This window comes from Sphingomonas sp. Leaf34 (genome assembly GCF_001421805.1).
Classification (GTDB): domain Bacteria; phylum Pseudomonadota; class Alphaproteobacteria; order Sphingomonadales; family Sphingomonadaceae; genus Sphingomonas.
The window spans coordinates 850,831-877,392 of the sequence record NZ_LMLC01000001.1 but is presented as its reverse complement, the minus strand read 5'-3'; the positions used below and the strand labels follow the sequence as shown (position 1 = coordinate 877,392).

Sequence of the window (26,562 nt, the reverse complement as noted above, 5' to 3'; positions counted from 1 at the left end):
GCGGGGGAGGTGCTATCCGTGCGTTGGGGCGCGCGACTGAGACGCCGCCCCCCCTGTTCCCCAACGTCAACCGACGCTAAGGCCCGCCGCACGGCGACTCCACGAAAGACTCCCATGACCAGCATCCCGATCAAGCGCGCGCTCCTGTCCGTCTCCGACAAGACCGGGATCGTCGATCTCGGCACCGCGCTCGCGAGCCACGGCGTCGAACTCGTCTCCACCGGCGGCACCGCCACCGCGCTGCGTGCCGCGGGTCTCACCGTGCGCGATGTGTCTGAACTCACCGGCTTCCCCGAGATGATGGACGGCCGCGTCAAGACGCTCCACCCGATGGTGCATGGCGGCCTCCTCGCGGTCCGCGACGACGCCGGCCACGCCGCCTCGATGGCCGAGCACCAGATCGGCGCGATCGACCTCGTGATCGTCAATCTCTACCCGTTCGAAGCCACCGTCGCGAAGGGCGCCGACCGCGACACCGTGATCGAGAATATCGACATCGGCGGCCCCAGCATGGTCCGCTCGGCCGCCAAGAACCACGCCTATGTCGCGACCGTCACCGACCCCGCCGACTATGCGCTCGTCTCGGGGGGCACCACCACGCTCGACGACCGCAAGAAACTCGCCGCCAAGGCCTTCGCCACCACCGCCGCCTATGATTCGGCGATCGCGACGTGGTTCGGCACCGTCGACCAGGCCGAGGAATTCCCCGCCACCTTGCCGATCACGCTCAAGCGCGGCGACACGCTGCGCTACGGCGAGAACCCGCACCAGTCTGCCGCCTTCTATACGGCGACGGGCAGCGTCCGCGGCATCGGCCATGCCCGCCAGCTCCAGGGCAAGGCGCTGAGCTACAACAACCTCAACGACGCCGACGCCGCGCTCGAACTCATCGCCGAGTTCCGCGACGCCGACCCCTCGGTCGTCATCGTCAAGCACGCCAACCCCTGCGGCGTCGCCACCGCGTCGACGCTCCCCGAGGCCTATGCCGCCGCCTTCGCCTGCGACACCGTGTCGGCATTCGGAGGCATCATCGCCGTCAACCGCACGCTCGACGCGGAGACCGCACGCGCGATCACCGGCATCTTCACCGAAGTCGTCGTCGCCCCCGATGCCGACGAGGACGCGATCGCGCTGTTCGCCGCCAAGAAGAACCTCCGCCTGTTGCTCACCGGCGAGCTCCCCGATCCGGCCCGTGCGGGTCTGACGGCAAAGTCGATCGCCGGCGGCTGGCTCGTCCAGGGCCGCGACAACGGCACGCCGGGAGAACTCACCGTCGTCACCAAACGCCAGCCGACCGAGCAGGAACTGATCGACTGCCGCTTCGCCTGGACCGTCGCCAAGCACACCAAGTCGAACGCGATCGTCTACGCCAAGGACGGCAGCACCGCCGGGATCGGCGCGGGCCAGATGAACCGCCTTGAATCCGCACGCATCGCGGCTTGGAAGGCGAAGGACGCCGCGGACAAGGCCGGTTGGGGCACGCCGCGCACGATCGGCTCGGCGGTCGCCTCCGACGCGTTCTTCCCGTTCGCCGACGGCCTGCTCGCCGCGGTCGAGGCAGGCGCCACGGCGGTGATCCAGCCCGGCGGCTCGATCCGCGATGCCGACGTGATCGCCGCGGCGGACGAGGCGGGCCTCGCAATGGTCTTCACCGGCATGCGCCACTTCCGCCACTGAGGTCGAAACGCGCGATACCAACCGTCATCCCCATATCGTCTTCCGCGCGGAGGCGGGGACCCATATTGGCAAGGGCCAGTTTTCACCGCGGAAGCTCGCCAATATTGGTTCCCGCCTTCGCGGGAATGGCGCGCCGGCGAGGCTGCCCATAAAACAGGCACCGCCACCGCAGTGCACAAGTTTTAACCGCAACCTCTCCGCTGCCCGCCCGCCGCGCACGCCTCGCCCTCTCGACGGGACAACTGGCACGCACATTGCGAGGCACCTTCCGTAACAAGGGGAAGGGGCGCGATGAAACTCGTCATTGCCATCATCAAGCCGTTCAAGCTCGACGAGGTGCGCGAAGCGCTCACCACGATCGGCGTGGCGGGCATGACGGTCACCGAGGTCAAGGGGTTCGGCCGTCAGAAGGGCCAGACCGAGATCTATCGGGGGGCCGAATACAGCACCAACATGGTGCCCAAGATCAAGATCGAGGTGGTCTGCGCCGCCAGCCTGTCCGACCGCGTGGTCGAGGCGATCCAGGCCTCGGCGAACACCGGCGCGATCGGCGACGGCAAGATCTTCGTGCTCGACGTGGCGCAGGCGGTGCGCATCCGCACCGGCGAAACCGACGATTCAGCGCTCTGAGGGGGGACGAGATGAAGCATGACATGAAGACGGCCGCTTCCGCGGTCCTCGGGTTCGGTGCCGCGATGATCGCCGCCGCCCCCGCCTGGGCGCAGGACGTCGCCGCACCCGCCGTGGCGCCCGTGGTCGCACCCGTGGTGGCAACGGTGAACAAGGGCGACACCGCCTGGATGATGACGTCGACGCTGCTGGTGTTGATGATGATCGTCCCCGGCCTCGCGCTGTTCTACGGCGGCCTCACCCGTGCCAAGAACATGCTGTCGACGATGACTCAGATCGGCGCGGTCGCGTGTCTCGCGATGCTGCTGTGGGTCATGTACGGCTATACGATGGCGTTCGGCGACGGCGGCGGCGAGTATATCTCGGGCTTCGGCAAGGCGCTGCTCCGCGGCATCACGCCCGACTCGACCGCGGCGACCTTCACCGCGGGCGTCGCGATCCCCGAGTATGTCTTCATCTGCTTCCAGATGACGTTCGCTGCGATCACCATCGCGCTCGTGCTCGGCTCGGTCGTCGAACGTATGAAGTTCTCGGCCGTCATGGTGTTCGCCATCGTATGGCTGACGATCGTCTACTTCCCGGTCGCGCACATGGTGTGGGCATCGGGCGGCAAGTTCTTCAAGATGGGCGCGCTCGATTTCGCCGGCGGCACCGTGGTGCACGTCAACGCGGGCGTCTCGGCGCTGGTGGCCGCGCTGATTCTCGGCAAGCGGATTGGCTACCCCGCCGAGCGCATGGCGCCGCACTCGCTGACGATGACCGGCATCGGCACCGGGCTGCTCTGGGTCGGCTGGTTCGGCTTCAACGCCGGCTCGGCGCTCGAGGCGAACGGGTCTGCGGGTCTTGCGATGCTCAACACCTTCGTCGCCACCGCATCGGCCGGGCTCGCCTGGATGCTGATCGAGCGCGTCAACGGCCACAAGGGGTCGGCGCTCGGGTTCTGCTCGGGGATCATCGCGGGGCTCGTCGCGGTCACGCCGGCGGCGGGCAATTCGGGCCCGTTCGGCGCGATCATCCTCGGCGCGGTCGCCTCGGTGGTCTGCTATTACGCGGTGACCTTCCTCAAGCCGAAGCTCGGCTATGACGATGCGCTCGACGCGTTCGGCATCCACGGCATCGGCGGCATGATCGGCGCGATCGGCACCGGCATCGTCTACGCCCCGTCGCTCGGCGGCCCCGGCAAGCCCGATTTCGACATGGGCCACCAGCTCTTCGTCCAGGTCGCGGCGGTCGCCACCACGATCGTCTGGGCGGCTGTCGGTACCGTCATCGCGATCTACGTCGCCAAGGCGCTGACCGGCCTGCGCGTCTCGCGCGAAGTCGAAACCGAAGGTCTCGACATCGGCGAGCACGGCGAGCGCGCGTACAACTGATCGCCAACACCAATCGGTAGCGGGCCACCCGAGCCCGCACCCACGACGTTCCTCCTGCGGACAACCTTGGCTCGGTGTGGCAACACACCGGGCCATTTTTTGTCGGTCGAAGTAGTACTTCGACCGAGTCCAGCGAGAAGAGCAGGGCGCGCCTCTCCCGTGAAGGCGGACGCTCAGGACCAAGCAAGGCGACGGGGGTACATGCTTTCTACCCCGGCGAAGGCCGGGGCCCAACTGGGGGACGGCAATGACGACGGATCATCCCTCGTTATATCGACCTCGCCAATTTGACCCCGGCCTCCGCCGGGGTGGTATGTAGGCCCGATAGGACTAGCCCAACCCCCACCCGTTCGTGCTGAGTAGAGACCGAGTAGCGACGTAAGGCGCGTATCGAGGGCTCGTATCGAAGCACAGGCCCCGAGAGCCAACCTATCCTTCGATACGCCGCTTCGACACGCTCAGCAGCTACTCAGGACGAACGGGCATTAGGTTCGTCAAACCCGCACACCCTTGGGGGCCAACCGCCGGATATCCAACACGTCGACCTTGGTCAGCATCACCGCGCCGAGCGCGCGGTCGCCAGTCTCGACCAGGATCCCCTCGTGCGTCGCGCGCACCGTCCGCCACGCGACCTCGCACACCGCCAGGCGGTTGCCGATCCGCTTGACCGCCGCGACGCGCCCGTCGTCGGCGATCGCCAGCGCGCCCTGGCCATCGGCGCCGACCACCGCACCCGCGACCGCAAAGCCCGGCAGATGCGCCTGCGCGGCGTCCGCCACCTCGTCCGGCGTCTCGATCTTCACCACGCGCCGCGTCCGCAGCGCCGCCCAGGCGAGACTTGCAACGAGCAGCACGACGCCGACCGCGATCCCCGCGATGGCATAGGGCCCCACGCTATAGGGCCCGATCGCGACAGGGCTCATCGCGGCCCTGCGAGCGCGTCCAGCATCGGGCGAATCCCGCGCAGGTCATAGCCTGCGTCCTCGGCCTGCGCGAGCAGTAGGTTCGGGTTGCGCCCCGCCTTCGCCGCCGCCAGCGCCCACAGATTGCAGCTCCGCGTCCCCGACCGGCAATAAGCCAGCACCGGCCCGTCCGCCGCAGTCAGCGCCTGCGTCATCGCGTCGATCTGCGGATGCGAGAAGCCCGCATGCGTCACCGGAATCGCAACATAGCTCAGCCCCGCCGCCTCCGCCGCCGCACGGATCGCGTCGCCCGCAGGCTGCCCCGCATCCTCGTCGTCCGGCCGGTTGTTGACGATCGTCTTGAACCCCGCCGCGGCGATCTCCGCGACGTGCTCGACCGCGATCTGCGGGGAGACCGAAATGCTTTCGTTGATGTGCCGGATCATGCGGACTCGCGGATAACTGCCAGAAAGGCATCTCCATAGGCGTCGAGCTTGCGCGCGCCAATGCCCGACAGCACGGCGAGCTCGGCGCGCGATCCGGGTCGCTGCCGCGCAATGTCACGCAACACCGAATCGTGGAAGATCACATACGGCGGAACGCCCGCTTCTTTCGCCAGATCGCGCCGCCGCACGCGCAACGCCTCGAACAGCGGATCGTCGACGGGGTTCGGGGTCGCGCCAACCGCCCCCTTGCGCCGCCGCTCGCGCTTGGGCGGCACGACGATCGACACCGCCGCCTCGCCTTTGAGGATCGCCTTGGCCGCGGGCCCGAACTCGAGGCCACCGTGCGGATTGGTGCGCAGTGCATCCTTCAGCATCAGCGCGCGCGACACGGGCTTCAGCAGCGCCACCTCGTCGCCATCGACGATCCCGTACACCGACAACGCCTCATGCCCGTTCATCAGGCTGCGCTCCGACGACACGCCGGTCAGGATCCCCTCGATATAGCCGACGCCGAACATCTGCCCCGTGCGGAACACCGCCGACAGGAATTTCCGCGCGGTCTCGGTCGCATCGACCGCGTCGACATTGCCGAGGCAATTGTCGCAATTGCCGCAATCCTCGTGTCTGTCCTCGCCGAAATGCTTGAGCAGGATACGGCGGCGGCACCCCGCGGTCTCGACCAGCCCGCCCATCGCAGTCAGTCGCTGGCGTTCGCCCGCCTGCCGCTCGGGCTCGACCTCGCCGATCCGCTGGCGTGCGCGCGCGAAATCCTCGGCACCCCAGAACAGATGCGCGATCGCCGGATCGCCGTCGCGCCCCGCGCGCCCGGTCTCCTGATAATAGGCCTCGATCGATTTCGGCAGCCCGGCATGCGCGACGAACCGCACGTCGGGCTTGTCGATCCCCATCCCGAACGCGACCGTGGCGCAGATCACCATGTCCTCGCTCGCGACGAAATCCGCCTGGTTCTTCGCGCGCACCTGCGGGTCGAGCCCGGCATGATAGGCCCGCGTCGGCCGTCCGCTGCGCCCGAGCGCCTCGGCGAGCTTCTCGGTCGCCGCGCGCGTCTGCGCATAGACGATCCCCGGCCCCGGGATCTTCTCGAGGATGTCGGCGATCTGCCGGTTGACGTTGTCGCGCCCCGAAATCGCATAGCGGATGTTCGGCCGGTCGAACCCCGACACGATCAGGCCGTCCTGCGAAATCCCGAGCTGCTCCAGGATATCCGCCCGCGTGTGGGCGTCCGCGGTCGCGGTCAGCGCGAGCCGCGGCACGTCGGGAAAACTGTCGAGCAGAGGCCGCAGCAGGCGGTAGTCCGGTCGGAAATCATGCCCCCACTCGCTGACGCAGTGCGCCTCGTCGATCGCGAACAGCGAGAGCTTCGCCTGGCCGAGCAGGTTCCGAAAACTCTCGTTCGAGGCCCGCTCGGGCGCGACGTAGAGCAGGTCGAGATCGCCCGCGCGGAACTGTGCGATCGTCTCCTCGCGATTGGTATCGACCGAGGTCAGCGTCGCCGCCTTGATTCCGACCGCGGTGGCTGCGCGCAACTGATCGTGCATCAGCGCGATCAGCGGCGAGACGACGACGCACGTCCCCTCCAGCATCGTCGCAGGTAGCTGATAGCATAGCGACTTGCCCGCACCCGTCGGCATCACCGCCAGCGTGCGCTGCCCCGCGAGCACCCGGTCGACGACGTCGCGCTGCACGCCGCGAAACTCGGGGAAACCAAAGATACGCTGGAGATCGGGAAGGGGGTCGAGCATCCTAGCCGATCTAGGCGTCGCATGCCGCTGCGTCGAGGGCACGCATACATTCATACTCGTGGCAAATGGCGTTGCGGCACGGCTGCGATGTGCGACACCCACCGCGATCAGTTGAGGGAGAAGGCATGAACGGCTCTGTTTTGCGTGGGGGCACCGCGGCGCTCCTGCTGGTCGCGCTCGTCCCGATCGGCAGTGCGGGTCTTGCCGCGGACACGCCGCCGCCGGTGCGCGACGTGCCGGTCGGTGGTCTGATCGCCGCAACGATCGACGGCGCGCCGGTCACGCTCCGCGTCGATCCGGCCGCGCCCGGGCTGGTCCTGATGACCACCACCGCGGCCGACCGGCTCGCGTTGAAGGGCGGCATGATGGAGCTCGGCTATTCGGTCGGCGGGCAGGGCGCGATGCAGGCCACGACGGTCAGGCCGATGACGTTCGGTGGAACCCACGTGAAGCGCCGGGTCGGCTTCCCCAGCCCCAAACAGGGCTCTGCCGACGGTCGCTGGGTCGGGCGTGTCTATGCGACCGTCGGCGATGGCAGCATCGGGCCGGGGTCGCTTCCCGAACCCGTCGTGCGTATCGCGCTGCGCGCACCCCGCACAGGCGAACGGACGGTCGCACTACCGATGGTCGATGGCGGCGGGCTGTTCGGGCGGCTGTCGGGCGTGTTCGCGCAGATCATGATCGGCGGCCAGCCGATCCGCGTCCTTTTCGATCCCTATCATCCGCGCACCACGGTCACCGCCAACGCGGCGTCGCTGATCGCCGAGGCGCAGCGCGGCACGCTCACGGGCACCGCCGAGCGTGTCGAGATCGCCTTCGGCATCACCCGCCCCGTTCGCACGATGACTCTCGCGGACCCGCTCGCGGTCGGTCCGCTGCGGCTCGCAACGCTCGGCGTCCGCACCAGCGACGTCGGCAGCGCCGTGTCGATCCGCGAGGCCGACGCCGCCCCGCCCGACCCCGACGAGATCGTCGTCACCGCCAAGCGCAAGCGGGACCCCAAACACGACCGCCTGACGCTCGGCGCCGACGTGCTCGACCACTGTTCCGAAATCGTGTTCGACCAGCCCGCGAAACAGGTCCGACTGACCTGCGGCTAGGCGAACTCGGTCGAGTTCCGGCCAGTCTGTCGCTCGCGGGCCATGGACCGCCGGCCCGCGCGCCCGCATCCTCCCATGTTCACCCGGGGGGACGCACATGGAACTGAGCATCAGGCTGGCCGAACTGCAGAAACGGACGATCGAGCACCGCGAGGTTCTCCTGACAGAAGAGGCGGCAAAGACCGCGCTGGTCATGCCGTTCCTGCAGTCACTCGGCTACGACGTGTTCAACCCATCCGAGGTCGTCCCGGAGTTCAGCGCCGATGTCGGCACCAAGAAAGGCGAAAAGGTCGACTATGCGATCTGCGCCGGTGGTAAGGTCTCGATCCTGATCGAGTGCAAGCCGTCCTCGGTGCAACTTAACGTCAATCACGCCGGGCAACTGTTCCGCTATTTCAGCGTCACCGATGCCCGTCTTGCGGTCCTCACCAACGGCGTCGTCTACCAATTCTATTCGGATATCGAACGCCCGAACAAGATGGACGACCAGCCGTTTTTCACCTTCACGATGGACGCGATCAAGCCTGGCGACATCCGCACGCTCGAGAAGTTCACCAAGGCGGCGTTCGACATCGACAAGATCGTCCAAGAGGCGGGCAGCCTCAAGACGCAGTCGCTGATCCGTCTTGAACTGGAAAAGGAGTTCGCCGAGCCCTCCGACGAGTTCGTCCGGATGATGGCGCAGCGCGTGCACGGCGGCCGGCTGACACCCGCGATCAAGGACGGGTTCGCCAAGCTGCTCTCCCCCGCAATTGCCGCGCTGATCCGCGATTTCGTCAACGAGCGGCTTTCCTCGGCGTTGAAGGCGTCGAGCCCGGTCGAGGATCTGCCCGTCGGCGCCGATGACGACCCGTCGGAGGGCGACGGCATCGTCACGACGCAGGAGGAAATTTCGGGTTTCCACATCATCCAGGCGATCGCCTCGCGGCTGATTGATCCGAAGCGCGTCATCGTCCGAGATGCGAAGTCCTATTGCGCGATCCTGCTCGACGACAATAATCGCAAGACGATCGCGCGAATGCATTTCAACGGCATCACGACCAAATATCTCGGGATGTTCGCGGGGAAGGACGAGACGCGCCATCTGCTGTCCGATCTCACGCATATCTATCAATATTCGAACGCGATCGAGACGCGCCTGCGCGAACTCGATCCCGCGATCCCCGCTTAGCCGGGCTCGATCATTTCCTCGCGCTGGCAGAGCAGAAAACTCGGCCGCGCGAGGTTAAATTCCCCAGCTACTCCGCCGCCAGCGCCCCGTCATCCTGTCCCGCACGCTCCTGCGCCTGGCGATTCCACATCTCCGCATAGACGCCCTCCCGGCGCAGCAGCTCGCCATGCGTGCCCTTCTCGACGATGCGCCCCGCCTCGAGCACGACGATCTGGTCGGCATGCACCACGGTCGACAAACGGTGCGCGATCACGATCGTGGTGCGACCGCGCTCGATCGCCTCTAGCGTGTCGAGGATTTCGGCCTCGGTGCGGCTGTCGAGTGCCGACGTCGCCTCGTCGAGGATCAGGATCGGCGGGTTCTTGAGCAACGTCCGGGCGATCGCCACGCGCTGTTTCTCGCCGCCCGACAGCTTCAGGCCGCGTTCGCCGACCCGAGTCGCGTAGCCCAGCGGCTGGCGCTCGATGAAGCCCGCGATCGCCGCACCCTTCGCCGCCGACTCGACTTCGGGCATCTCGGCGCCCTCGCGACCATAGGCGATGTTGTACCCGATCGTGTCGTTGAACAGCACCGTGTCCTGCGGCACGATCCCGATCGCGGCGCGCAACGACGCCTGGCGCACTTCGGCAATATCCTGCCCGTCGACGGTGATCCGCCCGCCCGTCAAATCGTAGAACCGGTACAGCAGCCTCGCGAGCGTCGACTTGCCCGCCCCCGACGGCCCGACCACCGCGAGCGTCGATCCCGCCGGCACATCGAGTTCGAGGTCGCGCAGGATCGGCCGGCCGGCGTCATAACCAAACGAGACATTCTCGAACCGCACATGCCCCGCGGTCACCGTCAACGCCGGCGCATCCCGCGCATCGATCACGGAGGCGGGCGTATCGATCAGGTCGAACATCGCCGCCATGTCGAGCGCGCCTTGGCGGATCGTGCGATACACCATCCCCAGCAGGTCGAGCGGGCGAAACAGCTGCGCGAGCAACGTCGACACGAATACCACGTCGCCCGCCGACGCTTCGCCGCGGCTCCACCGCCACACGACGAACCCCATGCCGCCCGCGAGCATCAGGTTGGTGATCAGCGCCTGGCCCAGGTTCAGCCACGCGAGCGAATTCTCGCTCTTCACCGCAGCTTCCGAATACGCCGTGATCGCGCTGTCGTAGCGTTTCGCCTCGCGCTCCTCCGCGCCGAAATACTTGACCGTTTCGAAGTTCAGCAGCGAATCCACCGCATGCGCGACCGCGCCGGTATCGAGGTCGTTCATCCGCGCGCGCAGTGCGTTGCGCCAGTCAGTCACCATCCGCGTGAACGCGATATAGCCGGCGACCATCACGACGGTGGCGATCACCAGCGGCCAGCCGAACTTGGTCCAGAACAGCCCGAGCACCAGCACGAGTTCGAATAGTGTCGGCGCGATGTTGAACAGCAGGAAGTATAGCATCGTGTCGATGCTCTTGGTCCCGCGCTCGACCACTTTGGTCACCGCGCCCGTTCGCCGCGACAGATGGAAATCAAGGCTCAGCGCATGCAGGTGGCGAAACACCTGCGCGGCGAGCCGCCGCGACGCATCCTGCCCGACACGCTCGAACACCGCGTTGCGCAGATTGTCGAACAGCGTCGTCCCGAACCGCGACGCCGCATATCCGACCACCAGCAGCACGACGAGAGTCAGCGCACCGCGGTCGTTCCCCGCCATCGCGTCGACCGCATATTTCAGCGTGAACGCCGCGCCGAACACCTGGACCAGCTTCGACGCGATCACCAGCAGCATCGCGACAACGATCCGTGCCTTCAGCTTGGGCTGCCCGGCTGGCCACAGGAACGGCAGGAAACGGCGGAGCGTCGGCAGCAGCGGCTGGTCCGCGCGGGTGGAGGTGTAAGTATCAGGTGGCATGGATCGACGCGATGTAGGAGCAGTCAAGCCCTGGCGAAACCAGTTGGGGGAACAATCCTGCCACTTCGTCGCTTTTGTTACCGTGTCCAGCGTCGGCCACCGCGATCCCCTGGAGAATGAAATGGAACCGCTGTTCTACGTCATGGCCATCATGGGCTGCGGTGACGGCAACACGGCCTGCACCGAGGCACGCGTCATTCCTGCTCGCTATGCAACGATGGCGCAATGCCGTGCGGCGCTGCCCGACCAGCTCGCGCGGAACACCGACGTTCCCTATCCGATGATCGGTGCCAACTGTCGCACCGCAGGCGCGCAGTTCGCAACGACGGGCAAGGTCAAGACGCGCGGCTGATCCGCCGCTCGGCTGACAGTCGGTCGGCGCAGTTTCCCCTTCCGCTCGTGCTGAGCGAACTCCAAGCACAGATCCCGAACACCGTCCCTTCGACTCCGCTCAGGCCAAACGGGTATGGGGGCAGTGGTAGGGGATCAGCTACCTCGGCCGCGTCCACAGCCCCGGATTGCGCGGCGTCCGCGGGTACAGATGGTCCCGCCGCGCCGATTCTCGTGCCGCCTTGGCGATAAAGCCCAGTTTCTGTGCCCCCGACGTCGTCACGCGGTAATCCCACGCATGCTCGCGGCGTGCCGCCACCGTCCGCCCGATCGCGCCGTAGATCCCCGCTGCCGACAACACCGCCCAGGCCGAGCGGAACGACAAAGCCGGCGTCCCCTGCCGCGCGCTGGCCTCGAACGCCGCCGCCCGCGCGGCCATCCGCTTCGTCAGCACGGCGAGCCGGGACCGGAATGGCGGCTTCATGTGCTGGCCCGGCGGAAAGTCCATCTCGACCAGCCACTCTTCAGGCAGATAGCAGCGCCCGACGCGGTCATCCTCCTCGATATCGCGCGCGATGTTGGCGAGCTGGAACGCCATCCCCAGGTCGCACGCGCGGTCGAGCGTATCCTCGTCGTCGGGATCGACGCCCATCGCCACCGCCATCATGCACCCGACGACGCCCGCGACGTGGTAGCAATATTTGTAGAGATCGTTCTCCGACCGCGGCCGCCATTCCTCCGCATCGAGCGCAAAACCGGCGACGAGATCGCGCGCGAACCGCTTGGGCAGCCGCGTTTCGGCCGCGAAGATCCGCAGCGCATCGAACGCCGGCTCGCCGACTACCTCGCCCGCCAGCGCCTGCTCGGTCATCGCGGACAAGGCGATCAGCCGCGCGGGGGCGTCCGCGACGACGGTCATGCCGTGGCCATGATCCTGCCCATCGGCAATATCGTCGCACCGCCGGCACCACGCATAGAGCAGCCACGCCCGCTCGCGCGTCGGCTTGTCGAACAACAGGCTGGCGGCGGCGAAACTCTTCGAGCCCTTCGCGATGGACTCCTTGGCCGCCGCAACGGTGTCCGCGCGGGTGGGGAGGGCGGAGGTCATGCTGCCACGCCAGTCTCTACCACCCCGGCGAAGGCCGGAAGCCAATCGGAAAGGCCGCAGTTAAGACGCGCAACGCTCACCAACGCATGTCCCCCAGTTGGGCCCCGGCCTTGGCCGGGGTGGTGGAGGGTATTGTGAGACCTCGAGACGCTCACAGATCCGACGCGTTCATCCGCACGATCGGCTGCGTCGGCACATGCTCCGCCATCCGGTCGAGTAGCCCGTCGAGCGTATCCGCGACGATCAGTAGATCGCGGTGCTGCGGTCGCAGGAACCCGACCTCGCCCATCTTCTCCCAGAACGCGATCAGATGGTCGTAATAGCCCGCGGTGTTGAGCAGCCCGACCGGATCCGCGTGATAGCCAAGCTGCGCCCAGCTCAGCGCCTCCCACAACTCGTCCATCGTCCCCGTCCCGCCCGGGATCGTCACGAACCCGTCGGCAAGATCGGTAAACATCTGTTTGCGCTGATGCATGCCCTGCACGACGTGGAGTTCGGTCAGCCCGCGATGCGCGACCTCGGCATCGACCAGCGCCTGCGGGATTACGCCGATCACCTCGCCGCCGCGCTCGAGCGCGCCATCGGCGATCGCCCCCATCAGCCCGGTCCGTCCGCCGCCATAGACGAGGCCTATCCCGCGCTCGGCCAGTGTCCGACCCAGCGCGCGCGCGCCTTCGATATAGAGGGGATCAGCCGGCGTCGCCGACCCGCAATAGACTGCAAGACGTTTCATAGCGCACCGCTAAGGGATGCACGCCCGCGCCACAAGCGTGCTGGTGCCTGCGCGACGACGTGGCAGGCGCGGTGGCGAGGGTGGTGGCCAGGGCGGTGTTCGAACCGACCGATCAGGGTCGGTTCGAACGGTCAGTCGCTCAACATCTCGATCGGCACAGATCGCCGCCGGTTTGCGCGGCGATAACGCAGACCTGCTGCGCGGTGCCCGACAATTTGCTGCACAGTGCGGTCGCGGCGGCTTCGGCCGCGTTGCAGAGTATCGTGCAAAAGCCGCCGACGTCGGCTATCGCGGTGCCGCCGTCCGCCGCTTCGATCGTCGCGCCGTCGAAATGCGCGCTCATAATGCTCGAAATCTCGCTTTGCTCGCTGGCGGTCAGTGCGTTCCAGTCCTGCGTGTTTACCTTGATCGTCATGTCGTGATCCTTCCTGCGTGGTCAGAGCGGCCGCTCGACAGGGAGGGTAGGGGATCGTCAGCGCGCTACCATCGATGACCCATCCGTTTCGGCGGTCTGAAAACAAGACAGGCGGCATCTGGACGGGGTGCGTGACGGGTGAGGAGGGGATGGTCCTCAAACAACTTCCATTCCGGACCATATCGTCCCGGCACGACACGTCGAAGCTTGATCTCGGCAGCACGCTATCGTTGCGGCAACGGCGCGACGGGTGGGGTAGACGGCATTACGCCATCGCCAACCATCGCACCCCACGCCGCTGCGTCACTTCTCGCCTTCTAGCATCAGCCGCGCGGTCGCCTTCGCGCTCCCGACGACTCCCGGAATCCCAGCGCCGGGATGCGTCCCCGCGCCGACGAAGAACAGGTTGGGAATATGCTCGTCGCGGTTGTGCACGCGGAAATACGCGCTCTGCGTCAGCACCGGCTCGAGCGAGAACGCCGAGCCCAGATGCGCATTCAGATCCTGCGCGAAGTCCTTCGGTGCGTACGAGAATTTCGTGACGATCCGCTCGTGGATATCGGGAATCAAACGCCGCCCGATCTCGTCGAGGATGCGCTTTTCAAGGATCGGCGCGATCTCGTCCCAGTCGACCGGGAACTTCCCCATGTGCGGCACCGGCGCCAGCGCATAGAAGGTCGAATGCCCCTCCGGCGCCAGCGAAGGATCGGTGACGGTCGGATGATGCAGGTACAGCGAGAAATCTTCAGACAGCACGCCGTGGTCGTAAATGTCCTCGAGCAGCCCCTTATAGCGCGGCCCGAACAGGATCATGTGGTGCGGGATGCCCGGCCACGTGCCCTTGATTCCAAAATGCACCACGAACAGCGACGGCGAATATTTCTTCCGCTCGAGCGACCCGGTCTTGCGCTTGGCACTGCGCGACGTCGCGAGCAGGTCGCGATAGGTGTGCATGATGTCGCTGTTCGCCGCGACCGCATCGGCCTGACCCGACCAGCCGCTCGCGGTCGTCACGCCGGTCGCGCGGTCGCCAAGCGTCTCGATCGACGTTACCGGATCGTCGAGCCGCAGCACGCCGCCCAGCCGCTCGAACTGAGTCACCAACGCCGCGACCAGCCGGTTGGTCCCGCCGCGCGCGAACCACACGCCGCCATCGCGCTCCAGCTTGTGGATCAGCGCATAGATCGCGCTCGTCGTCATCGGGTTGCCGCCGACCAGCAGCGTGTGGAAGCTCAAAGCCTCGCGCAGCTTCTCCGACTTCACATAGCTCGACACGATCGAATAGACCGAGCGCCACGCCTGGTATTTCGCCAGCGCCGGCGCCGCCTTGATCATCGACCCGAAGTCGAGGAACGCGACGTGGCCGAGCTTCTCATAGCCCTCGTGGAAGACGCCCGCCGAATAGGCGAGGAACTTCTCGTAGCCCGCCCAGTCCCCGGGATGCAGCTTCTCGATCTCGGCGCGCATCTGCACGTCGTCGTTGGTATAATCGAAATTCGTCCCGTCGGGCCAGTTCAGCCGGTAGAACGGCAGCACCGGATCGAGCGTCACGTCCGCGCTCATCTCGTGCCCGCTCAGCGCCCACAGTTCGCGCAGGCAATCGGGATCGGTGATGACGGTCGGCCCCGCATCGAACGTGAAGCCGTCGCGTTCCCAATAATAGCCACGCCCGCCGGGCTTGTCGCGGCTCTCGACGATCGTCGTCTGCACGCCCGCGGATTGCAACCGGATCGCGAGCGCCAGCCCGCCAAACCCTGCGCCGATGACTATTGCGGTCTTCATGATGACATACTGCCTGCGATGGCGCGGACGGCGCGCACGATGGGGACGGGGGGCTTGCCGGTCAGGACCCGCGCCTTGTCGGAGAGGGTCGAGCGTCCGGCATAGAAACGGCCTATCAGCGACGGCGATAGGCGATAGAAGCGCTCGAGGATGCGATAGCGTTCCTCGGGTTCCGCCGCGCGAAACAACATCGTGTCGAGCATCCGGTAGAAGCCGCGGCTTTTCCACGTCGCCCGCGCCATCGCATGCGTCGCCTCGTGCAGCGCCGCGCCCGAGAAATCGCCGAGACCGGCGATCATCGCCGCGGTCCGCACCGCGTCGGGCAACGAGTAGCCCGTGGTCGGATGGAACATCCCCGCGCGCATCCCGGCCTTGGCGACCTTGGCGCCGCCCGAGCGCCAATACGCCTCGAAATCGCCGCCCATCGCAACCGGCAGCACGCCCGATTCATGCCGCGCCGCCTGCGCTACCGCCCAGCCGCGCGCGTCGGCATAATCATGGATTCGCGTCGTCAGCGCCTCGACATCGAGATCGGGCGTGTCGCTGTAATAGGTGTCCTCGACGAACATCCGGTCCGCGGCGAACGGCAGGCAATAGACGAACCGATAGCCGTCGATCTGTGGCACGGTCGCGTCCATGACCATCGGTACCGGGCTGTCGTGTGGCGCGCTCAGCACCAGTTCGCGCCCGACGAATTTCTGCCACGCCAGATCGAGCAGCGACAGGTCGCCCGGGCCCCGCACGTCGATCACGCCGGTCGCCTCGATCCGGTCGCCATCCGCCAGCACCACAGCGGTCGCGCTCGCGCCAGAGACCTTGCGCCCGAGCATCAGCGCGTGCGGCGGCAGCACGCGCCGCACCTCGCGGTCGAGCCGCTCGCTCTCGATCGAATAATAGGTCGCGTCGATCGTCCGCGCATGCGCCGGAAACCGCACGTCATAGCCGCGCCACGCATGCGCGACGAGCGGCGCGACGAGCCAGCGATCGGCCTGCGCGACATCGCTGCCGAAAAACGACCAGAGATGATTGCCGCCGACGACCGGCGCTGAGTCGATCAGTCGCACGTCGAGCGCCGGATGCTTCGCTTTGAGCGCCAGCGCGATCATCCCGCCGGCCAAACCCGCGCCAACGATCGCGACGTCGCAGGAGATCGTCGATGCCATGCCTCCGACTAGCGCAAAGCGCGAGCCTCGAAAACAGGCTTTGCGAAGCAATCACGGCGGAAGACAACCTGCGTTGCTGGTCTCCCCTATGATCCTCCCCCGCCAGGGGGAGGTGGCTGGCGCTTGCCAGACGGAGGGGGCGGTCAGGGAAACGCCTGTTGCGTGTCCTCCCCCTCCGTCACCTACGGCGACACCTCCCCCAGGCGGGGGACGATCGAAGGCGTGCGTGCGCGGCTTGGTCGCCGTGGGAAGGGGGGAGGGGTGTTCCCCTCCGCCTGCCAATCGCGGTATCGGTACGTCGATGCAGACGTCCCCCGCCGCCCCCACGCTCACCACCGCACGCCTGACGCTGACCGGCCACGCCGCACCCGACCTCGACGACTGCGCGGCGATGTGGTCCGACCCGCGCGTCTACGCGATGATCGGTGGCCAGCCGCGATCGCGCGAGGACGTCTGGATCCGCCTCCTGCGCGCGATCGGGCAGTGGACGCTGTTCCGCTACGGCAGCTGGGTCGCGCGCGACGCGGCCGGCCGTCTGATCGGCGAGCTCGGCCTGATCGAGGCACGCCGCGCGGTCGTGCCCTCGATCGATGCGTGTCCCGAAGTCGGCTGGACGCTGACCGGCGACGCGCATGGCCAAGGCTACGCCTCCGAAGCGCTCGCCGCGATCCTCGCCTGGACCGATGCGCGGATCCCCGCGACGACCTGCATCATCGATCCCGCCAACGCCCCCTCGATCAGGCTTGCCGAACGGCTGGGCTACGGCCTGCGCACCACGGGTGTGTACCGCGACGCGCCGATCCTCATCTTCGACCGCACTGCGCGCCGCACGGATCCCCCATCCATCACCGCCGTGCGGTGACGATCCGAGGATCAGCGCTGCGCGGTAAGCGCCGGTTTTTGCACCGACGCGATCGGCATTGGATCATCCGCACGGTCATAAAATGCCATCAATACCAACCCCAAGGCCAGGATGCCGCCGGCGATCATGTAGATCAGCCCCTGATGGTCCTTGCGCGTATCCCCGTGCGCTGCGCCGTGGTTTGCCATGCATCACTCTCCAAGTCGGCAGGTCATCCTGCTCTGGCGGGGAGGCTATCACGATTCCCTGGACTGCATAGAGCCTATCGCATCCGGCGGGATGCGCCGGACCGCGCAAAGACGGCATCCCGTCACAGAGCGCGTTCGGGCACGCGTTCCGGCGCATTTTCGGGCTGCCACCGACAGCAAATTCCACGTCGGACCAGCGGCGGCGATCGCATGAAGAGCGTCCAGAACCGGCCACCCCGGTGACCAGGGATTCTCGACAATCAGCGCCCGGATCGGTGGCCCGAGCGCCGCTCTACCGCTGGATCAGCAGACATCTGACGTCCGGGAGTCGATAGCGGCCAGCGAATCGCCGTCAGCGGGTCGGTTGCTCGCGCGGCCGAATGGCGACCGCCAAAAGCGGGACTCCGCCCGGGGTGCAAACGTCGCACATTGGCCGCATTCGCTATGCTAACAGGCCGTGCATGAACTATCTCATGCTCGCGATCGCGATCGTCTCCGAGGTTTGCGCCACGTCGGCAATGAAACAGTCGAATGGCTTCACCCGCATGCCGTGGACCGTCGTTACCGTCGTCGGCTATGGTATCGCCTTCTATTTCCTGTCGCTGACCCTCCGAACGATCCCGACAGGAATCGCCTATGCTATTTGGTCGGGCACCGGCATCGTCCTGATTTCGGCGGTCGCTTGGGCGTTCCAGGGGCAAAAGCTCGATGCGGCCGCTATCACGGGCATGGGCCTGATCGTCGCGGGCGTCGTTGTGATGAACGTCTTCTCGAACGCTTCGGGGCACTGAACTCGGGACACTCGCCCAAGACCAACAGGCTGATCGGGTTCGGGCCGTAATCATGGTTCATCGGACGACGGGGTGTCCAGCGCCGGTGATGCAGCTTGCTTCGCCCCGCGCCCGGTGTGGCACCGCGATCGTCGGCGACCAGCAGTTCGACCGGGGTATCCCCAATCGGCCCGGGCGACTGATCTTCATCGGTATGCGCGAACAGCCGGCGACCGAGAAGCCCGGCTCCCGCGGCACGCCTCAGCAGTGCGATCCAGAACAGCCAGAGCTGCGACATCACCCATCCGCCGACGTACAGCGTCGGGCCGATGCTGCGTGCCGGGGTTGCTGTCGTCCATCGGTAGATGGGAAGAGGCGCGAGGCGGCGAACGCTGCCCCGCGCATCAGTTCGGCGTTAGGTGTATTACTTGCCGCGCAGCGTGTTGATCACCGCGATGCCGAGCACGCCGGCTACGGCTGCTGCGGTGAAGGGGCGCTCCTTCGAGAACTGGCGGACATAGTCGAGCACCGGGCGGATAGAGTCTTCAACGGCATCCCTTGCCTGGCCGACGCTCTTCTGGATGGTGCCGCCAAGCTGATCGGCAGCGCCTTCGCTCTGCAGCGACGTGTCGCCGATCGCGCCGCCAAGCGTTTCCTTGAGCTTGCCGCCGACGTTGGTGGCGGTGCCGTTGAGGGTATCGGTGTTCATACGCGGTTTCCTTGCGTTTACTGGGGAAGGGAGGGTCAGATCAACGGGCGGTCGATGGGGTCCCGCGCGTCGATCCGGTCGTTTTGGCGGTCGTCCTGGTGGGCGTCCTGGCGATCGTCCTTCCGGACCGGGTCGCTGTCCGAGGCAGTGCGCGTCGAAGCCAGACCCGACGTCGCCATACGGTCGCCGTCGATCGTCCGATCGTCGCGGTCGTTTGTCGACCTGGTACCGTCGAGCATCCGCTTGACGGCATTCCCGGCCGCGTCGCGACCACCCAGGCCAAACGCCAGGGCGAAGGCGACGGCGATCGCACCGAGCAGCAACCCGAATGCCAGGTTGATGATGTCGTCAGCCAGACCCATGAAGCGCAAGCCGATCGCGGTGCCGAGCACGATGATCGCGATCCGCACGACTGGTGCCGCCACGCGCGTGCCCTGATCGCCATTACGCTCGATCGCATGCGCCACGAACCGTGCGATGACCACCGATGCGAAGATGATGATCGCACCGAACACGACCTGTCCGAACAGCGTCAGCACCTCGGCCATGATCTGCGAGCCATAGGCGAAGTTCAGCTGGCGGAACGCTTCCATCAGACCGAAGATGAGGATCGCGACGAACGCGCCGGTGCCGACTGTCTTGGATGGCACGAACGACGGACCGGTCGTTCCAAGCGCGCGGTTTTCCGCGTTGCCGAAAATACCGATCGAACCGATCGTCCGGTCGAAGCCGGTCGTGGCCAGGAACTGCGTCAACAGACGCGATGCGAACCTGGCGATGACATAGGCAACGGCGAGGATCATGCCGGCAGCGATGACATGGGGGATCGCGTCGAGGATGATGCGCAGCATGGCGGTTGCCGGCTGCGAGATTGCCGCGATGTTGAGCGTGTCGAGTGCCGCGATCGAGACCGGGATGATGATCAGCGCGAACACGATGCCGCCGATGGTACGCGGCAGCATCGTCGGGTCGGTCGGCGACGTGGCGCCGACATGCGTCGAGAAACGCTCGACATGGCTGGCCGTAATGACCGCCTCAATCGCCTTTTTGGCGACCTTGGCAAGCACATAACCGAGGAAGAAGATGAGCGCGGCACCAATGATCCGCGGGACGGCCTGGCCGAAGCCCTGCAGCATGTCCCCCAGCGGGCCGGTCGCGCCAGCAAGCCCGAGCGGCTGCGTCGCGAGGAAGAGCGCGATCAGCAGGACCACCCAATAGGCTGCATCACCGACCTGTGCACCGATCGTGGTCGGGTTGCGCGGGCTGGCGTTCGGCTCGTTGGCGTGCAGCGCAAGCGGCGTCTTGTTGACGAGCTTCGCCACGCCCCATTTCACGGCGCGGGCAATCGCCCAGCCGATCACGAGGATGATCAATGCCGCGATGATCCGCGGTGTCCAGATCTCGACATAGCTCCAGGCTTGCGCCCCGAAATCGCGGGTATTCGATACGACCGTATCGCCCGCATAGGTTACGTCTTGCATGTGTGGTGTTCCTGAAACGCCCATCCGGGACGTGTCTTACATGACGCCGCCGCCCCGCCGTTTCGGGCGGGTGCAGCGGCGCGGTTGGCGTGATTACAGTGGCGAGGCGGGATCGGTCAGAATGCCGCAGGCTGCAGCGGCCTTGCCGACTTCCAGCGGAACCTTCGGGTCCTTCACCTGCGCGGATACGCGGACGAAATCGCTGGCGGTCAAGCGGCCTGGCGTCGTGTCGCCCTGGCGCGATGCCTTGGCGGCGCGGCCGAGCTGCTGAAGCTGGCCGAGCGAGAGATTTGCCTCGAGCCGATCGCCGACGCACTGCGACTGGGCAGGCTGGAAGCCATAGCCTTCGAGCGACGTCGCGATCTTGGCGGACGGATTGACGCAACCGGCGAGCGAGATCGTCGCGATGCCGACGACAAATACCCCGGCGCGTGAAAAATTGTGACGCTGTGACATGAAAGCCCCTTATGGTGGGGGTCACACAGTCAGCCCGAGTGGCCGACACCCTGTTGATCCCAAACGACAAACCAGCGAATTTTCCTAAAGGTTGCTAGTCTTGTCGGCAGTTCATCGGGTGCATAAATACTAGGCCCCGCAAGACCGGGCTTACGGTGCGGCATCGGCATGGTCGGCGTCGGTCCGCGCAATACAGAAGCCGGTGCGATCGAACTGAACGAGGCGTCTACAGCCCAAGCTGACGCAGTGCTGCGTAAGCCTGGCGTCGAACCGAGATTTGCTATCGGCCAGATTGCCGTCCCGTCGTCCACGCCGCGGGGCAATATCCCGTCGGACTGCGTCGCCTGCTTGACGCTTGAGGGACCGATCTTGCGAGGGACCGATCTTGCGAGGGACCGATCTTGCGAGCGCCGCTGAACTGTACCGGCGCATGATGACGCGGTTCGGCGATGGTGATGGGGCGGCGATGGCGATCGCGGCGCGACGCCCGGGCCCCGCCCAGGCACCCCTGAGGGCGGCCGAGTCATTAAAAAATGGTGCTGCCGGTGAGGATTGAACTCACGACCTCAGCCTTACCAAGGATGCGCTCTACCACTGAGCTACGGCAGCACTCGTCGGCATCGCTGCCGGCGGAGTGGGGCTAAGAGACGAGGGCGGGCCGATTGTCAAGGCGTCCCGCCACAATGTAGGACGTATTTATGGACGACAGGGATCGAAAGGCGGCGGAGAAGGCCGAGCGCATGGCGGCGGCGCTGCGCGAAAACCTGCGACGGCGCAAGGCGCAGGCGCGGGCCGTGCGTGCCGCGCCTGCGCCCGAGGACGAGCCGCTCAACTAAGCGGGGCGCATTTGGCGGCGAGCCAGGCGCGATCCGCCGCGTCGGCCATCTCGGGGGTCAGGACGGCCAGCACCTTTGCGTGATAGTCGTCGACCCAGGCGCGCTCCTGCGGCGTCAGCAGCGCGGGATCGATCAGCGTGCGCTCGATCGGGCAGAAGGTGAGCGTCTCGAAGCCGAGCATCGCGCGGTCGGCACCGGGAATGTCGCGCGGTTCGATCAGGATCAGGTTCTCGATGCGAATGCCGTATTCGCCGGCCTTGTAATAGCCGGGCTCGTTCGAGAGCATCATGCCGGCGCGCAAGGGCTCCATCGCCGCGCCGCCGGGATAATTGGGCGCGGCGATCCGCTGCGGGCCTTCGTGGACCGCGAGATAGGCGCCGATGCCGTGGCCGGTGCCGTGGCCGAAATCGAGCCCGGCTTCCCACAATGGACGGCGCGCGAACGCGTCGATCTGGCCACCCATCGTGCCGTCGGGGAAGACCGCGGTGGCGATGCCGATATGGCCCTTCAGGACGCGGGTGAAGCGGTCGCGCATCTCGGGCGTGGGATCACCGATCGGCATGACGCGGGTCACGTCGGTGGTGCCGTCTGCATACTGGCCGCCGGAGTCGATCAGGTAGAGCTGGCCTGGTTCGATCGGCGCGCTCGATTCTTCGGTGACGTGGTAGTGCGGGATCGCGCCGTGAGGGCCGGTCGCCGAGATCGTGTCGAACGACGTGTCCTTCAGGACGCCGGTCTCTTCGCGGAAGGCGAGCAATTTGGCGGCGGCGGACAGTTCGGTCTGGCCGCCCTTGACGCAATCGGTCTCCACCCAGCGCAGGAAGCGCGCAAGCGCGGCGCCGTCGCGGGCGGAGGCGGCGCGGTGACCGCCGATCTCGACCGGGTTCTTGATCGCCTTTGCGAGCACCACGGGGTCGCGCAGTGCAAGGATCTTCGCGCCGCCGGCCTGGAGCGCCTGCGTGATCGCGGCGACGGCGCGTTCGGGATCGGCGGCGACGCGCTTGCCGGCGTAGTTGCCAAGCGCGGGAGCGAAAGCCTCTCGGTCGTGGAGGCGGACCGCGTTGCCGAGATGCTGGCGGACCGCGTCGTCGAGCTTGTCGGGGGCGACGAACAGGTCGGTGGTGCCGTCCGCGCTCACGATCGCATAGGAGAGCGCGACGGGGGTGTGGTCGACGTCGCCGCCGCGGATGTTGAGCGCCCAGGCGATCGAATCGAGCGCGGTGAGGACGACCGCGTCGGCCTTGTGCTCGGCCAGCCAGTCGGCGATCGCGGCGCGCTTTTCGGCGGACGAGGCGCCGGTGAATTCATCGGGCTGGACGGTGAGCCTGGCGGGGGAGGGGGCGGGGCGATCGGTCCAGATCGCGTCGACCGGGTTGGCGGTTACCGGGACGAGTGTGGCGCCGCGATCGGCGAGCGCGGTGGTCGCGTCGGCGACCCAGGTTCCGGTATGCAGCCACGCGTCGTAGCCGATCCGGCTGCCTGCCGGCGCGTGCTGGCCGAGCCAGGCGGCGGGGCTGGTCTGGGGGACGTCGGCATAGTCCCAATGCGCGCCATCGACCTGCTCGCGGACCTGGATCGTGTAGCGGCCATCGGTGAAGATCGCGGCGCGGTCGGCGAGGACCACCGCGGTCCCGGCGGACCCGCCGAAGCCGGTGAGCCAGCCGAGCCGCTGCGCGTAGCCGCCGACATATTCGCTCATGTGCTCGTCGGTCAGCGGAATGACGAAACCGTCGAGGTTATCGGCGGTTAGCTGGGCGCGGAGGGCGGCTAAGCGGTCGGCTGCGCGGTCGTTCTGGGTCGGCATTGTGCGGGTCTCTCGTCGGTCGAGGTCGGGGTGATGCGGCGCGTTCTGCCAGAAATGGTCTGCGTGTGACAGCGCGGGGAAAAGCCGCGCGTTTGTGTTCGGACCGCGCTCCTGCTTCCTTTTTCTCGCGGGGAAACAGTAATCAGGGGCACGACCGAAGTTTTCTACCGCCCCGGCGAAGGCCGGGGCCCAATTGGGTGAAGCTGCTAACGAAGGCACGCGCTCCATTACTGCGACCTCTCCAATTGGGCCGCGGCCTTCGCCGGGGTGGTGGAGTAGGCCTTGTTCTCCCGCGGAGGTGGGAGCCCAGACTGGGTCCCCGCCTTCGTGGGGAAACATTGGAGTGGGGGCTTCCGTCCAATGGGACGAGCGTTGGCTTCCACCCTTGGCGCGGCTAACACCGCTGCATGACCACACCCCCTATCGCCGACCAGCGCCCGCACAGCTTCACCACGCACGGCGTGACGATCGAGGATCCCTATGCGTGGCTGAAGGATCCGAACTATCCCGAGGTCGATGACGCCGATGTGCTGGCGTATCTCGCGGCCGAGAACGCGTATTTCGAGGCGCAGATGGCGCCGCATACCGCGCTGGTCGACACGATCTACGAAGAGATGAAGGCGCGCATCAAGGAAGACGAATCCTCGGTGCCGCAAAAGGATGGCGACTGGCTGTACTGGACCGCATACGAGACCGGCGGGCAGTACAAGAAATGGTGGCGCAAGCCCGTCGCGGGCGGTGACGACGAGCTGTTGCTCGACGAGCCGGCGCTGGCGGAGGGCCATGAGTATTTCCGGCTCGGCGCGTTCTCGATCAGCAATGACGGGCGGTATCTCGCTTATGCGATCGACGATAACGGGAGCGAGCGGTTCGAGGTTCGGGTCAAGGACCTGGAGACCGGCGCGCATCTGCCCGACGTGATCCCCGGCATGCTGAGCGAGATCGTCTGGACCGCGGACGATGCGGGCTTCCTGTACGGCCTCGCGAACGAGCAGTGGCGCACCGACAATGCGCGCTTCCACCGGCTGGGGACGCCGATCGCCGACGACGTCGTGCTGTTCCATGAGGAGGACGAGGGCTTCCGCGTCGGCGTCGGCGAGACGAGTTCGCGCAAGTGGATCGTGATCGCAACGAGCGACCATGTTACAAGCGAGATCTACCTGCTGCCCGCGCACGAGCCGCTGGCGGTGCCGATCCTCGTGTCCGCGCGGAAGGTCGGGCGCGAATATGACGTGGACGAGCATGACGGGACGCTGTTCATCCACACCAACGACGTCGATCCGAATTTCCGGCTGTGCACCGCGCTGGTCGAGGAGCCGGGCGCGTGGACCGAGCTGATCCCGGCGTCGCCGCATTTCTACATGACGGGGGTGGAGTGCTATCAGGACTTCTTCGTGGTCGACGGGCGCGAGGACGGGCTCGATCAGATCGCGATCCACCGGTACGAGACGCCGACCGAAGGCAAGCGGATCAACTTCCCCGAGGCGAGCTATGTCGCGGGTCTTGGCGACAACCCCGAATACGACATGACCGTGCTGCGGCTTGGGTATGAGTCGATGGTCACGCCGGGGACGGTGTATGATTACGACGTGGATACCGGCGAGCGGACGATGCTCAAGGTGCAGGAGATCCCGAGCGGCTACGACGCGGCGAAATACGCGACCGAGCGGCTGAAGATCACCGCGCGCGACGGGACCGAGATTCCGGTGTCGATCGTGTATCCGGCCGGGTTCGTGCGTGATGGGTCGGCGCCTGTGTTCCTCTATGCGTATGGCGCGTACGGTTATGCGATCCCGCCGGGCTTCTCGACCGGGCGGATGAGTTTGCTCGATCGCGGCTTTGCCTATGCGATCGCGCATATCCGCGGCGGCGACGACCTCGGCCAGCAATGGTATCTCGACGGCAAGCTGGAGAAGCGCGCGAACACGTTCAACGATTTCGTCGATGTCGCCAAGGCGCTGGTCGACGCGAAGTGGACGTCGGCGGGCAGAATCGCGATTGCGGGCCGCTCTGCGGGCGGCGAGCTGATGGGGGCGGTGGTCAATTCCGATCCCGAGCTCTGGGGCGCGGTGATCGCGGACGTGCCGTTCGTCGACGTGCTGAACACGATGCTCGACGAGACGCTGCCGCTGACGCCGGGCGAATGGCCCGAATGGGGCAATCCGATCGAGGACGAGGCGGCTTTCAAGCTGATCCGGTCGTATTCGCCGTACGATAACGTCAAGGCGCAGGCCTATCCTCCGATGTTCATTTCGGGCGGGCTGAACGATCCGCGCGTTACCTATTGGGAGCCCGCGAAATGGGCGGCCAAGCTCCGGCGGATGAAGACCGACGACAACGTCCTGCTGCTCAAGACCAACATGGGCGCGGGGCATGGCGGCAAGTCGGGGCGGTTCGAATCGCTGCGCGAGGGCGCGGAGGAACACGCGTTCGTGCTGTGGCAGCTGGGCGTGGCGGGGTGAGCCGGTTCACGCTCTCGATCACCGCCGAGGATGCGGATATCGATGAGCTCGGGCATGTGAACAATGCGGTCTGGGTGCAGTGGATCCAGGCCATCGCCACGGCGCATTGGGAGGCGGTGGCACCGCCTGCCCACAAGCTGGCCTATGTCTGGGTCGTGACGCGGCATGAGATCGACTATCGCGGGAGCGTCGTCGTGGGGGAGACCGTTGTCGGGGAAACCTGGGTCGAGGGGGCACCCAAAGGCGCGCGGTTCGATCGGCATGTGCGGTTCGTCGGGGCTGATGGCCGCGTCAGGCTGGAGGCGGTGACGACCTGGGCGCTGCTCGACCGCGCAACCGGGCGACTGATGCGCGTACGCGCGGATATCGCGGCGCCGTTCTTTACCTGACACCCGGCGGCGAAGGCGCGCGGGAACCGACCGGCGGAACCGCACGGGCAGCGTCTTGGCGGGCAAGTCGAACCAGGTCCTGCCCGCCTAGGCGCTGGCGGTCGAGAGCTCGGCG

General features: G+C 66.6%; 25 protein-coding genes and 1 tRNA gene. 11 read left to right on the top strand and 15 right to left on the bottom strand.

The features are described from left to right. Positions 1–114 precede the first annotated feature (114 nt). From purH to ASF00_RS03990, 3 genes are all read left to right on the top strand, one after another. Positions 115–1,677, top strand: coding sequence for a bifunctional phosphoribosylaminoimidazolecarboxamide formyltransferase/IMP cyclohydrolase (purH, locus tag ASF00_RS04000; protein ID WP_055874382.1), 1,563 nt, complete (start codon positions 115–117; stop codon positions 1,675–1,677). A 291-nt stretch (positions 1,678–1,968) separates the two neighbouring features. Beyond that, positions 1,969–2,307, top strand: coding sequence for a P-II family nitrogen regulator (locus ASF00_RS03995; RefSeq protein WP_055874379.1), 339 nt, complete (start codon positions 1,969–1,971; stop codon positions 2,305–2,307). A gap of 23 nt (positions 2,308–2,330) precedes the next feature. Beyond that, positions 2,331–3,680: an ammonium transporter gene (locus ASF00_RS03990; protein WP_055875386.1), complete on the top strand. Its 1,350-nt coding sequence runs from the start codon at positions 2,331–2,333 to the stop codon at positions 3,678–3,680. 494 nt (positions 3,681–4,174) lie between these two features. On the opposite strand, the gene ASF00_RS03985 is transcribed toward ASF00_RS03990, so the two are convergent. From ASF00_RS03985 to recQ, 3 genes are read right to left on the bottom strand one after another with little or no spacing between them, the layout of a single operon-like run. After that, positions 4,175–4,603 (bottom strand): hypothetical protein, encoded by a 429-nt coding sequence (locus ASF00_RS03985; RefSeq protein ID WP_055874376.1) that lies wholly within the window; start codon positions 4,601–4,603, stop codon positions 4,175–4,177. Further along, positions 4,600–5,028, bottom strand: coding sequence for a TIGR01244 family sulfur transferase (locus ASF00_RS03980; protein WP_055874373.1), 429 nt, complete (start codon positions 5,026–5,028; stop codon positions 4,600–4,602). Before ASF00_RS03980 ends, ASF00_RS03985 begins: the two co-directional genes overlap by 4 nt. Next, positions 5,025–6,791, bottom strand: coding sequence for a DNA helicase RecQ (recQ, locus tag ASF00_RS03975; protein ID WP_055874370.1), 1,767 nt, complete (start codon positions 6,789–6,791; stop codon positions 5,025–5,027). The genes ASF00_RS03980 and recQ overlap by 4 nt, the downstream gene beginning before the upstream one ends. A 125-nt stretch (positions 6,792–6,916) precedes the next feature. Between recQ and ASF00_RS03970 the strand changes: the two genes are divergently transcribed. Then, positions 6,917–7,891 carry a hypothetical protein gene (locus tag ASF00_RS03970; RefSeq protein ID WP_055874367.1) on the top strand — a complete coding sequence of 325 codons (975 nt, stop codon included), beginning with the start codon at positions 6,917–6,919 and terminating at the stop codon, positions 7,889–7,891. 97 nt (positions 7,892–7,988) lie between these two features. Continuing rightward, positions 7,989–9,062 carry a type I restriction endonuclease gene (locus ASF00_RS03965; protein ID WP_055874364.1) on the top strand — a complete coding sequence of 358 codons (1,074 nt, stop codon included), beginning with the start codon at positions 7,989–7,991 and terminating at the stop codon, positions 9,060–9,062. A gap of 67 nt (positions 9,063–9,129) precedes the next feature. Here ASF00_RS03965 and ASF00_RS03960 read toward each other — a convergent pair whose 3' ends face one another. Then, positions 9,130–10,959 (bottom strand): ABCB family ABC transporter ATP-binding protein/permease, encoded by a 1,830-nt coding sequence (locus ASF00_RS03960; protein ID WP_055874361.1) that lies wholly within the window; start codon positions 10,957–10,959, stop codon positions 9,130–9,132. A gap of 121 nt (positions 10,960–11,080) precedes the next feature. Between ASF00_RS03960 and ASF00_RS03955 the strand changes: the two genes are divergently transcribed. Continuing rightward, entirely contained in the window at positions 11,081–11,311 is a 231-nt protein-coding gene (locus ASF00_RS03955) for a hypothetical protein (protein ID WP_055874358.1), read from the top strand. 138 nt (positions 11,312–11,449) lie between these two features. On the opposite strand, the gene ASF00_RS03950 is transcribed toward ASF00_RS03955, so the two are convergent. From ASF00_RS03950 to crtY, 5 genes are all read right to left on the bottom strand, one after another. Further along, the gene (locus ASF00_RS03950) at positions 11,450–12,397 is read right to left on the bottom strand and encodes a phytoene/squalene synthase family protein (protein WP_055874355.1); all 948 of its coding nucleotides are present in this window, start codon (positions 12,395–12,397) and stop codon (positions 11,450–11,452) included. Between the two features lie 151 nt (positions 12,398–12,548). Beyond that, positions 12,549–13,130, bottom strand: coding sequence for a TIGR00730 family Rossman fold protein (locus ASF00_RS03945; RefSeq protein WP_055874350.1), 582 nt, complete (start codon positions 13,128–13,130; stop codon positions 12,549–12,551). A 139-nt stretch (positions 13,131–13,269) separates the two neighbouring features. Next, positions 13,270–13,545: a hypothetical protein gene (locus ASF00_RS03940; RefSeq protein ID WP_055874347.1), complete on the bottom strand. Its 276-nt coding sequence runs from the start codon at positions 13,543–13,545 to the stop codon at positions 13,270–13,272. Positions 13,546–13,848: 303 nt separating this feature from the next. Then, a complete protein-coding gene (locus ASF00_RS03935) occupies positions 13,849–15,327 on the bottom strand; it encodes a phytoene desaturase (RefSeq protein WP_055874344.1) in 1,479 nt (492 codons plus the stop codon). Further along, positions 15,324–16,490 (bottom strand): lycopene beta-cyclase CrtY, encoded by a 1,167-nt coding sequence (gene crtY / locus ASF00_RS03930; protein WP_055874341.1) that lies wholly within the window; start codon positions 16,488–16,490, stop codon positions 15,324–15,326. The genes ASF00_RS03935 and crtY overlap by 4 nt, the downstream gene beginning before the upstream one ends. A 301-nt stretch (positions 16,491–16,791) precedes the next feature. Between crtY and ASF00_RS03925 the strand changes: the two genes are divergently transcribed. Next, positions 16,792–17,352 (top strand): GNAT family N-acetyltransferase, encoded by a 561-nt coding sequence (locus ASF00_RS03925; protein ID WP_055874338.1) that lies wholly within the window; start codon positions 16,792–16,794, stop codon positions 17,350–17,352. Between the two features lie 11 nt (positions 17,353–17,363). On the opposite strand, the gene ASF00_RS18225 is transcribed toward ASF00_RS03925, so the two are convergent. Further along, entirely contained in the window at positions 17,364–17,540 is a 177-nt protein-coding gene (locus tag ASF00_RS18225; protein ID WP_156348151.1) for a hypothetical protein, read from the bottom strand. Positions 17,541–18,001: 461 nt separating this feature from the next. On the opposite strand from ASF00_RS18225, the gene ASF00_RS03920 reads away from it, so the two are divergent. Beyond that, a complete protein-coding gene (locus tag ASF00_RS03920) occupies positions 18,002–18,331 on the top strand; it encodes a DMT family transporter (RefSeq protein ID WP_055874335.1) in 330 nt (109 codons plus the stop codon). A 403-nt stretch (positions 18,332–18,734) separates the two neighbouring features. Here ASF00_RS03920 and ASF00_RS03915 read toward each other — a convergent pair whose 3' ends face one another. From ASF00_RS03915 to ASF00_RS03900, 4 genes are all read right to left on the bottom strand, one after another. Further along, positions 18,735–19,019, bottom strand: coding sequence for a CsbD family protein (locus ASF00_RS03915; protein WP_055874333.1), 285 nt, complete (start codon positions 19,017–19,019; stop codon positions 18,735–18,737). Positions 19,020–19,054: 35 nt separating this feature from the next. Continuing rightward, entirely contained in the window at positions 19,055–20,500 is a 1,446-nt protein-coding gene (locus ASF00_RS03910) for a mechanosensitive ion channel (protein WP_055874329.1), read from the bottom strand. Between the two features lie 93 nt (positions 20,501–20,593). Beyond that, a complete protein-coding gene (locus ASF00_RS03905) occupies positions 20,594–20,956 on the bottom strand; it encodes a hypothetical protein (protein ID WP_055874326.1) in 363 nt (120 codons plus the stop codon). A gap of 534 nt (positions 20,957–21,490) precedes the next feature. Continuing rightward, positions 21,491–21,565: transfer RNA gene (locus ASF00_RS03900), tRNA-Thr, on the bottom strand. An 89-nt stretch (positions 21,566–21,654) separates the two neighbouring features. On the opposite strand from ASF00_RS03900, the gene ASF00_RS18770 reads away from it, so the two are divergent. Further along, on the top strand, positions 21,655–21,792 hold the full coding sequence (locus ASF00_RS18770) for a hypothetical protein (RefSeq protein ID WP_200910467.1): 138 nt from the start codon (positions 21,655–21,657) through the stop codon (positions 21,790–21,792). Here ASF00_RS18770 and ASF00_RS03895 read toward each other — a convergent pair. Next, the gene (locus tag ASF00_RS03895) at positions 21,785–23,596 is read right to left on the bottom strand and encodes an aminopeptidase P family protein (protein WP_055874324.1); all 1,812 of its coding nucleotides are present in this window, start codon (positions 23,594–23,596) and stop codon (positions 21,785–21,787) included. The two genes, ASF00_RS18770 and ASF00_RS03895, sit on opposite strands and share 8 nt — an antisense overlap. A 407-nt stretch (positions 23,597–24,003) precedes the next feature. Between ASF00_RS03895 and ASF00_RS03890 the strand changes: the two genes are divergently transcribed. Then, the gene (locus ASF00_RS03890; protein WP_055874321.1) at positions 24,004–26,058 is read left to right on the top strand and encodes a S9 family peptidase; all 2,055 of its coding nucleotides are present in this window, start codon (positions 24,004–24,006) and stop codon (positions 26,056–26,058) included. Next, on the top strand, positions 26,055–26,447 hold the full coding sequence (locus ASF00_RS03885; RefSeq protein WP_055874318.1) for an acyl-CoA thioesterase: 393 nt from the start codon (positions 26,055–26,057) through the stop codon (positions 26,445–26,447). The genes ASF00_RS03890 and ASF00_RS03885 overlap by 4 nt, the downstream gene beginning before the upstream one ends. The last annotated feature ends 115 nt before the right edge of the window (positions 26,448–26,562 follow it).

Bases quoted from the DNA above. Each gene is read 5' to 3' on its own strand.
- ASF00_RS03980 (WP_055874373.1), bottom strand. From the start codon at position 5,028: ATGATCCGGCACATCAACGAAAGCATTTCGGTCTCCCCGCAGATCGCG.
- ASF00_RS03985 (WP_055874376.1), bottom strand. From the start codon at position 4,603: ATGAGCCCTGTCGCGATCGGGCCCTATAGCGTGGGGCCCTATGCCATC.
- ASF00_RS03895 (WP_055874324.1), bottom strand. From the start codon at position 23,596: ATGCCGACCCAGAACGACCGCGCAGCCGACCGCTTAGCCGCCCTCCGC.
- ASF00_RS03990 (WP_055875386.1), top strand. From the start codon at position 2,331: ATGAAGACGGCCGCTTCCGCGGTCCTCGGGTTCGGTGCCGCGATGATC.
- ASF00_RS03915 (WP_055874333.1), bottom strand. From the start codon at position 19,019: ATGAACACCGATACCCTCAACGGCACCGCCACCAACGTCGGCGGCAAG.
- ASF00_RS03945 (WP_055874350.1), bottom strand. From the start codon at position 13,130: ATGAAACGTCTTGCAGTCTATTGCGGGTCGGCGACGCCGGCTGATCCC.
- ASF00_RS18770 (WP_200910467.1), top strand. From the start codon at position 21,655: ATGGACGACAGGGATCGAAAGGCGGCGGAGAAGGCCGAGCGCATGGCG.
- crtY (WP_055874341.1), bottom strand. From the start codon at position 16,490: ATGGCATCGACGATCTCCTGCGACGTCGCGATCGTTGGCGCGGGTTTG.
- ASF00_RS03910 (WP_055874329.1), bottom strand. From the start codon at position 20,500: ATGCAAGACGTAACCTATGCGGGCGATACGGTCGTATCGAATACCCGC.
- ASF00_RS03950 (WP_055874355.1), bottom strand. From the start codon at position 12,397: ATGACCTCCGCCCTCCCCACCCGCGCGGACACCGTTGCGGCGGCCAAG.
- ASF00_RS03920 (WP_055874335.1), top strand. From the start codon at position 18,002: ATGAACTATCTCATGCTCGCGATCGCGATCGTCTCCGAGGTTTGCGCC.
- ASF00_RS03955 (WP_055874358.1), top strand. From the start codon at position 11,081: ATGGAACCGCTGTTCTACGTCATGGCCATCATGGGCTGCGGTGACGGC.
- ASF00_RS03995 (WP_055874379.1), top strand. From the start codon at position 1,969: ATGAAACTCGTCATTGCCATCATCAAGCCGTTCAAGCTCGACGAGGTG.
- ASF00_RS03970 (WP_055874367.1), top strand. From the start codon at position 6,917: ATGAACGGCTCTGTTTTGCGTGGGGGCACCGCGGCGCTCCTGCTGGTC.
- recQ (WP_055874370.1), bottom strand. From the start codon at position 6,791: ATGCTCGACCCCCTTCCCGATCTCCAGCGTATCTTTGGTTTCCCCGAG.
- ASF00_RS03935 (WP_055874344.1), bottom strand. From the start codon at position 15,327: ATGAAGACCGCAATAGTCATCGGCGCAGGGTTTGGCGGGCTGGCGCTC.
- ASF00_RS03890 (WP_055874321.1), top strand. From the start codon at position 24,004: ATGACCACACCCCCTATCGCCGACCAGCGCCCGCACAGCTTCACCACG.
- ASF00_RS03925 (WP_055874338.1), top strand. From the start codon at position 16,792: ATGCAGACGTCCCCCGCCGCCCCCACGCTCACCACCGCACGCCTGACG.
- ASF00_RS03905 (WP_055874326.1), bottom strand. From the start codon at position 20,956: ATGTCACAGCGTCACAATTTTTCACGCGCCGGGGTATTTGTCGTCGGC.
- ASF00_RS03965 (WP_055874364.1), top strand. From the start codon at position 7,989: ATGGAACTGAGCATCAGGCTGGCCGAACTGCAGAAACGGACGATCGAG.
- ASF00_RS03960 (WP_055874361.1), bottom strand. From the start codon at position 10,959: ATGCCACCTGATACTTACACCTCCACCCGCGCGGACCAGCCGCTGCTG.
- purH (WP_055874382.1), top strand. From the start codon at position 115: ATGACCAGCATCCCGATCAAGCGCGCGCTCCTGTCCGTCTCCGACAAG.
- ASF00_RS03940 (WP_055874347.1), bottom strand. From the start codon at position 13,545: ATGACGATCAAGGTAAACACGCAGGACTGGAACGCACTGACCGCCAGC.
- ASF00_RS18225 (WP_156348151.1), bottom strand. From the start codon at position 17,540: ATGGCAAACCACGGCGCAGCGCACGGGGATACGCGCAAGGACCATCAG.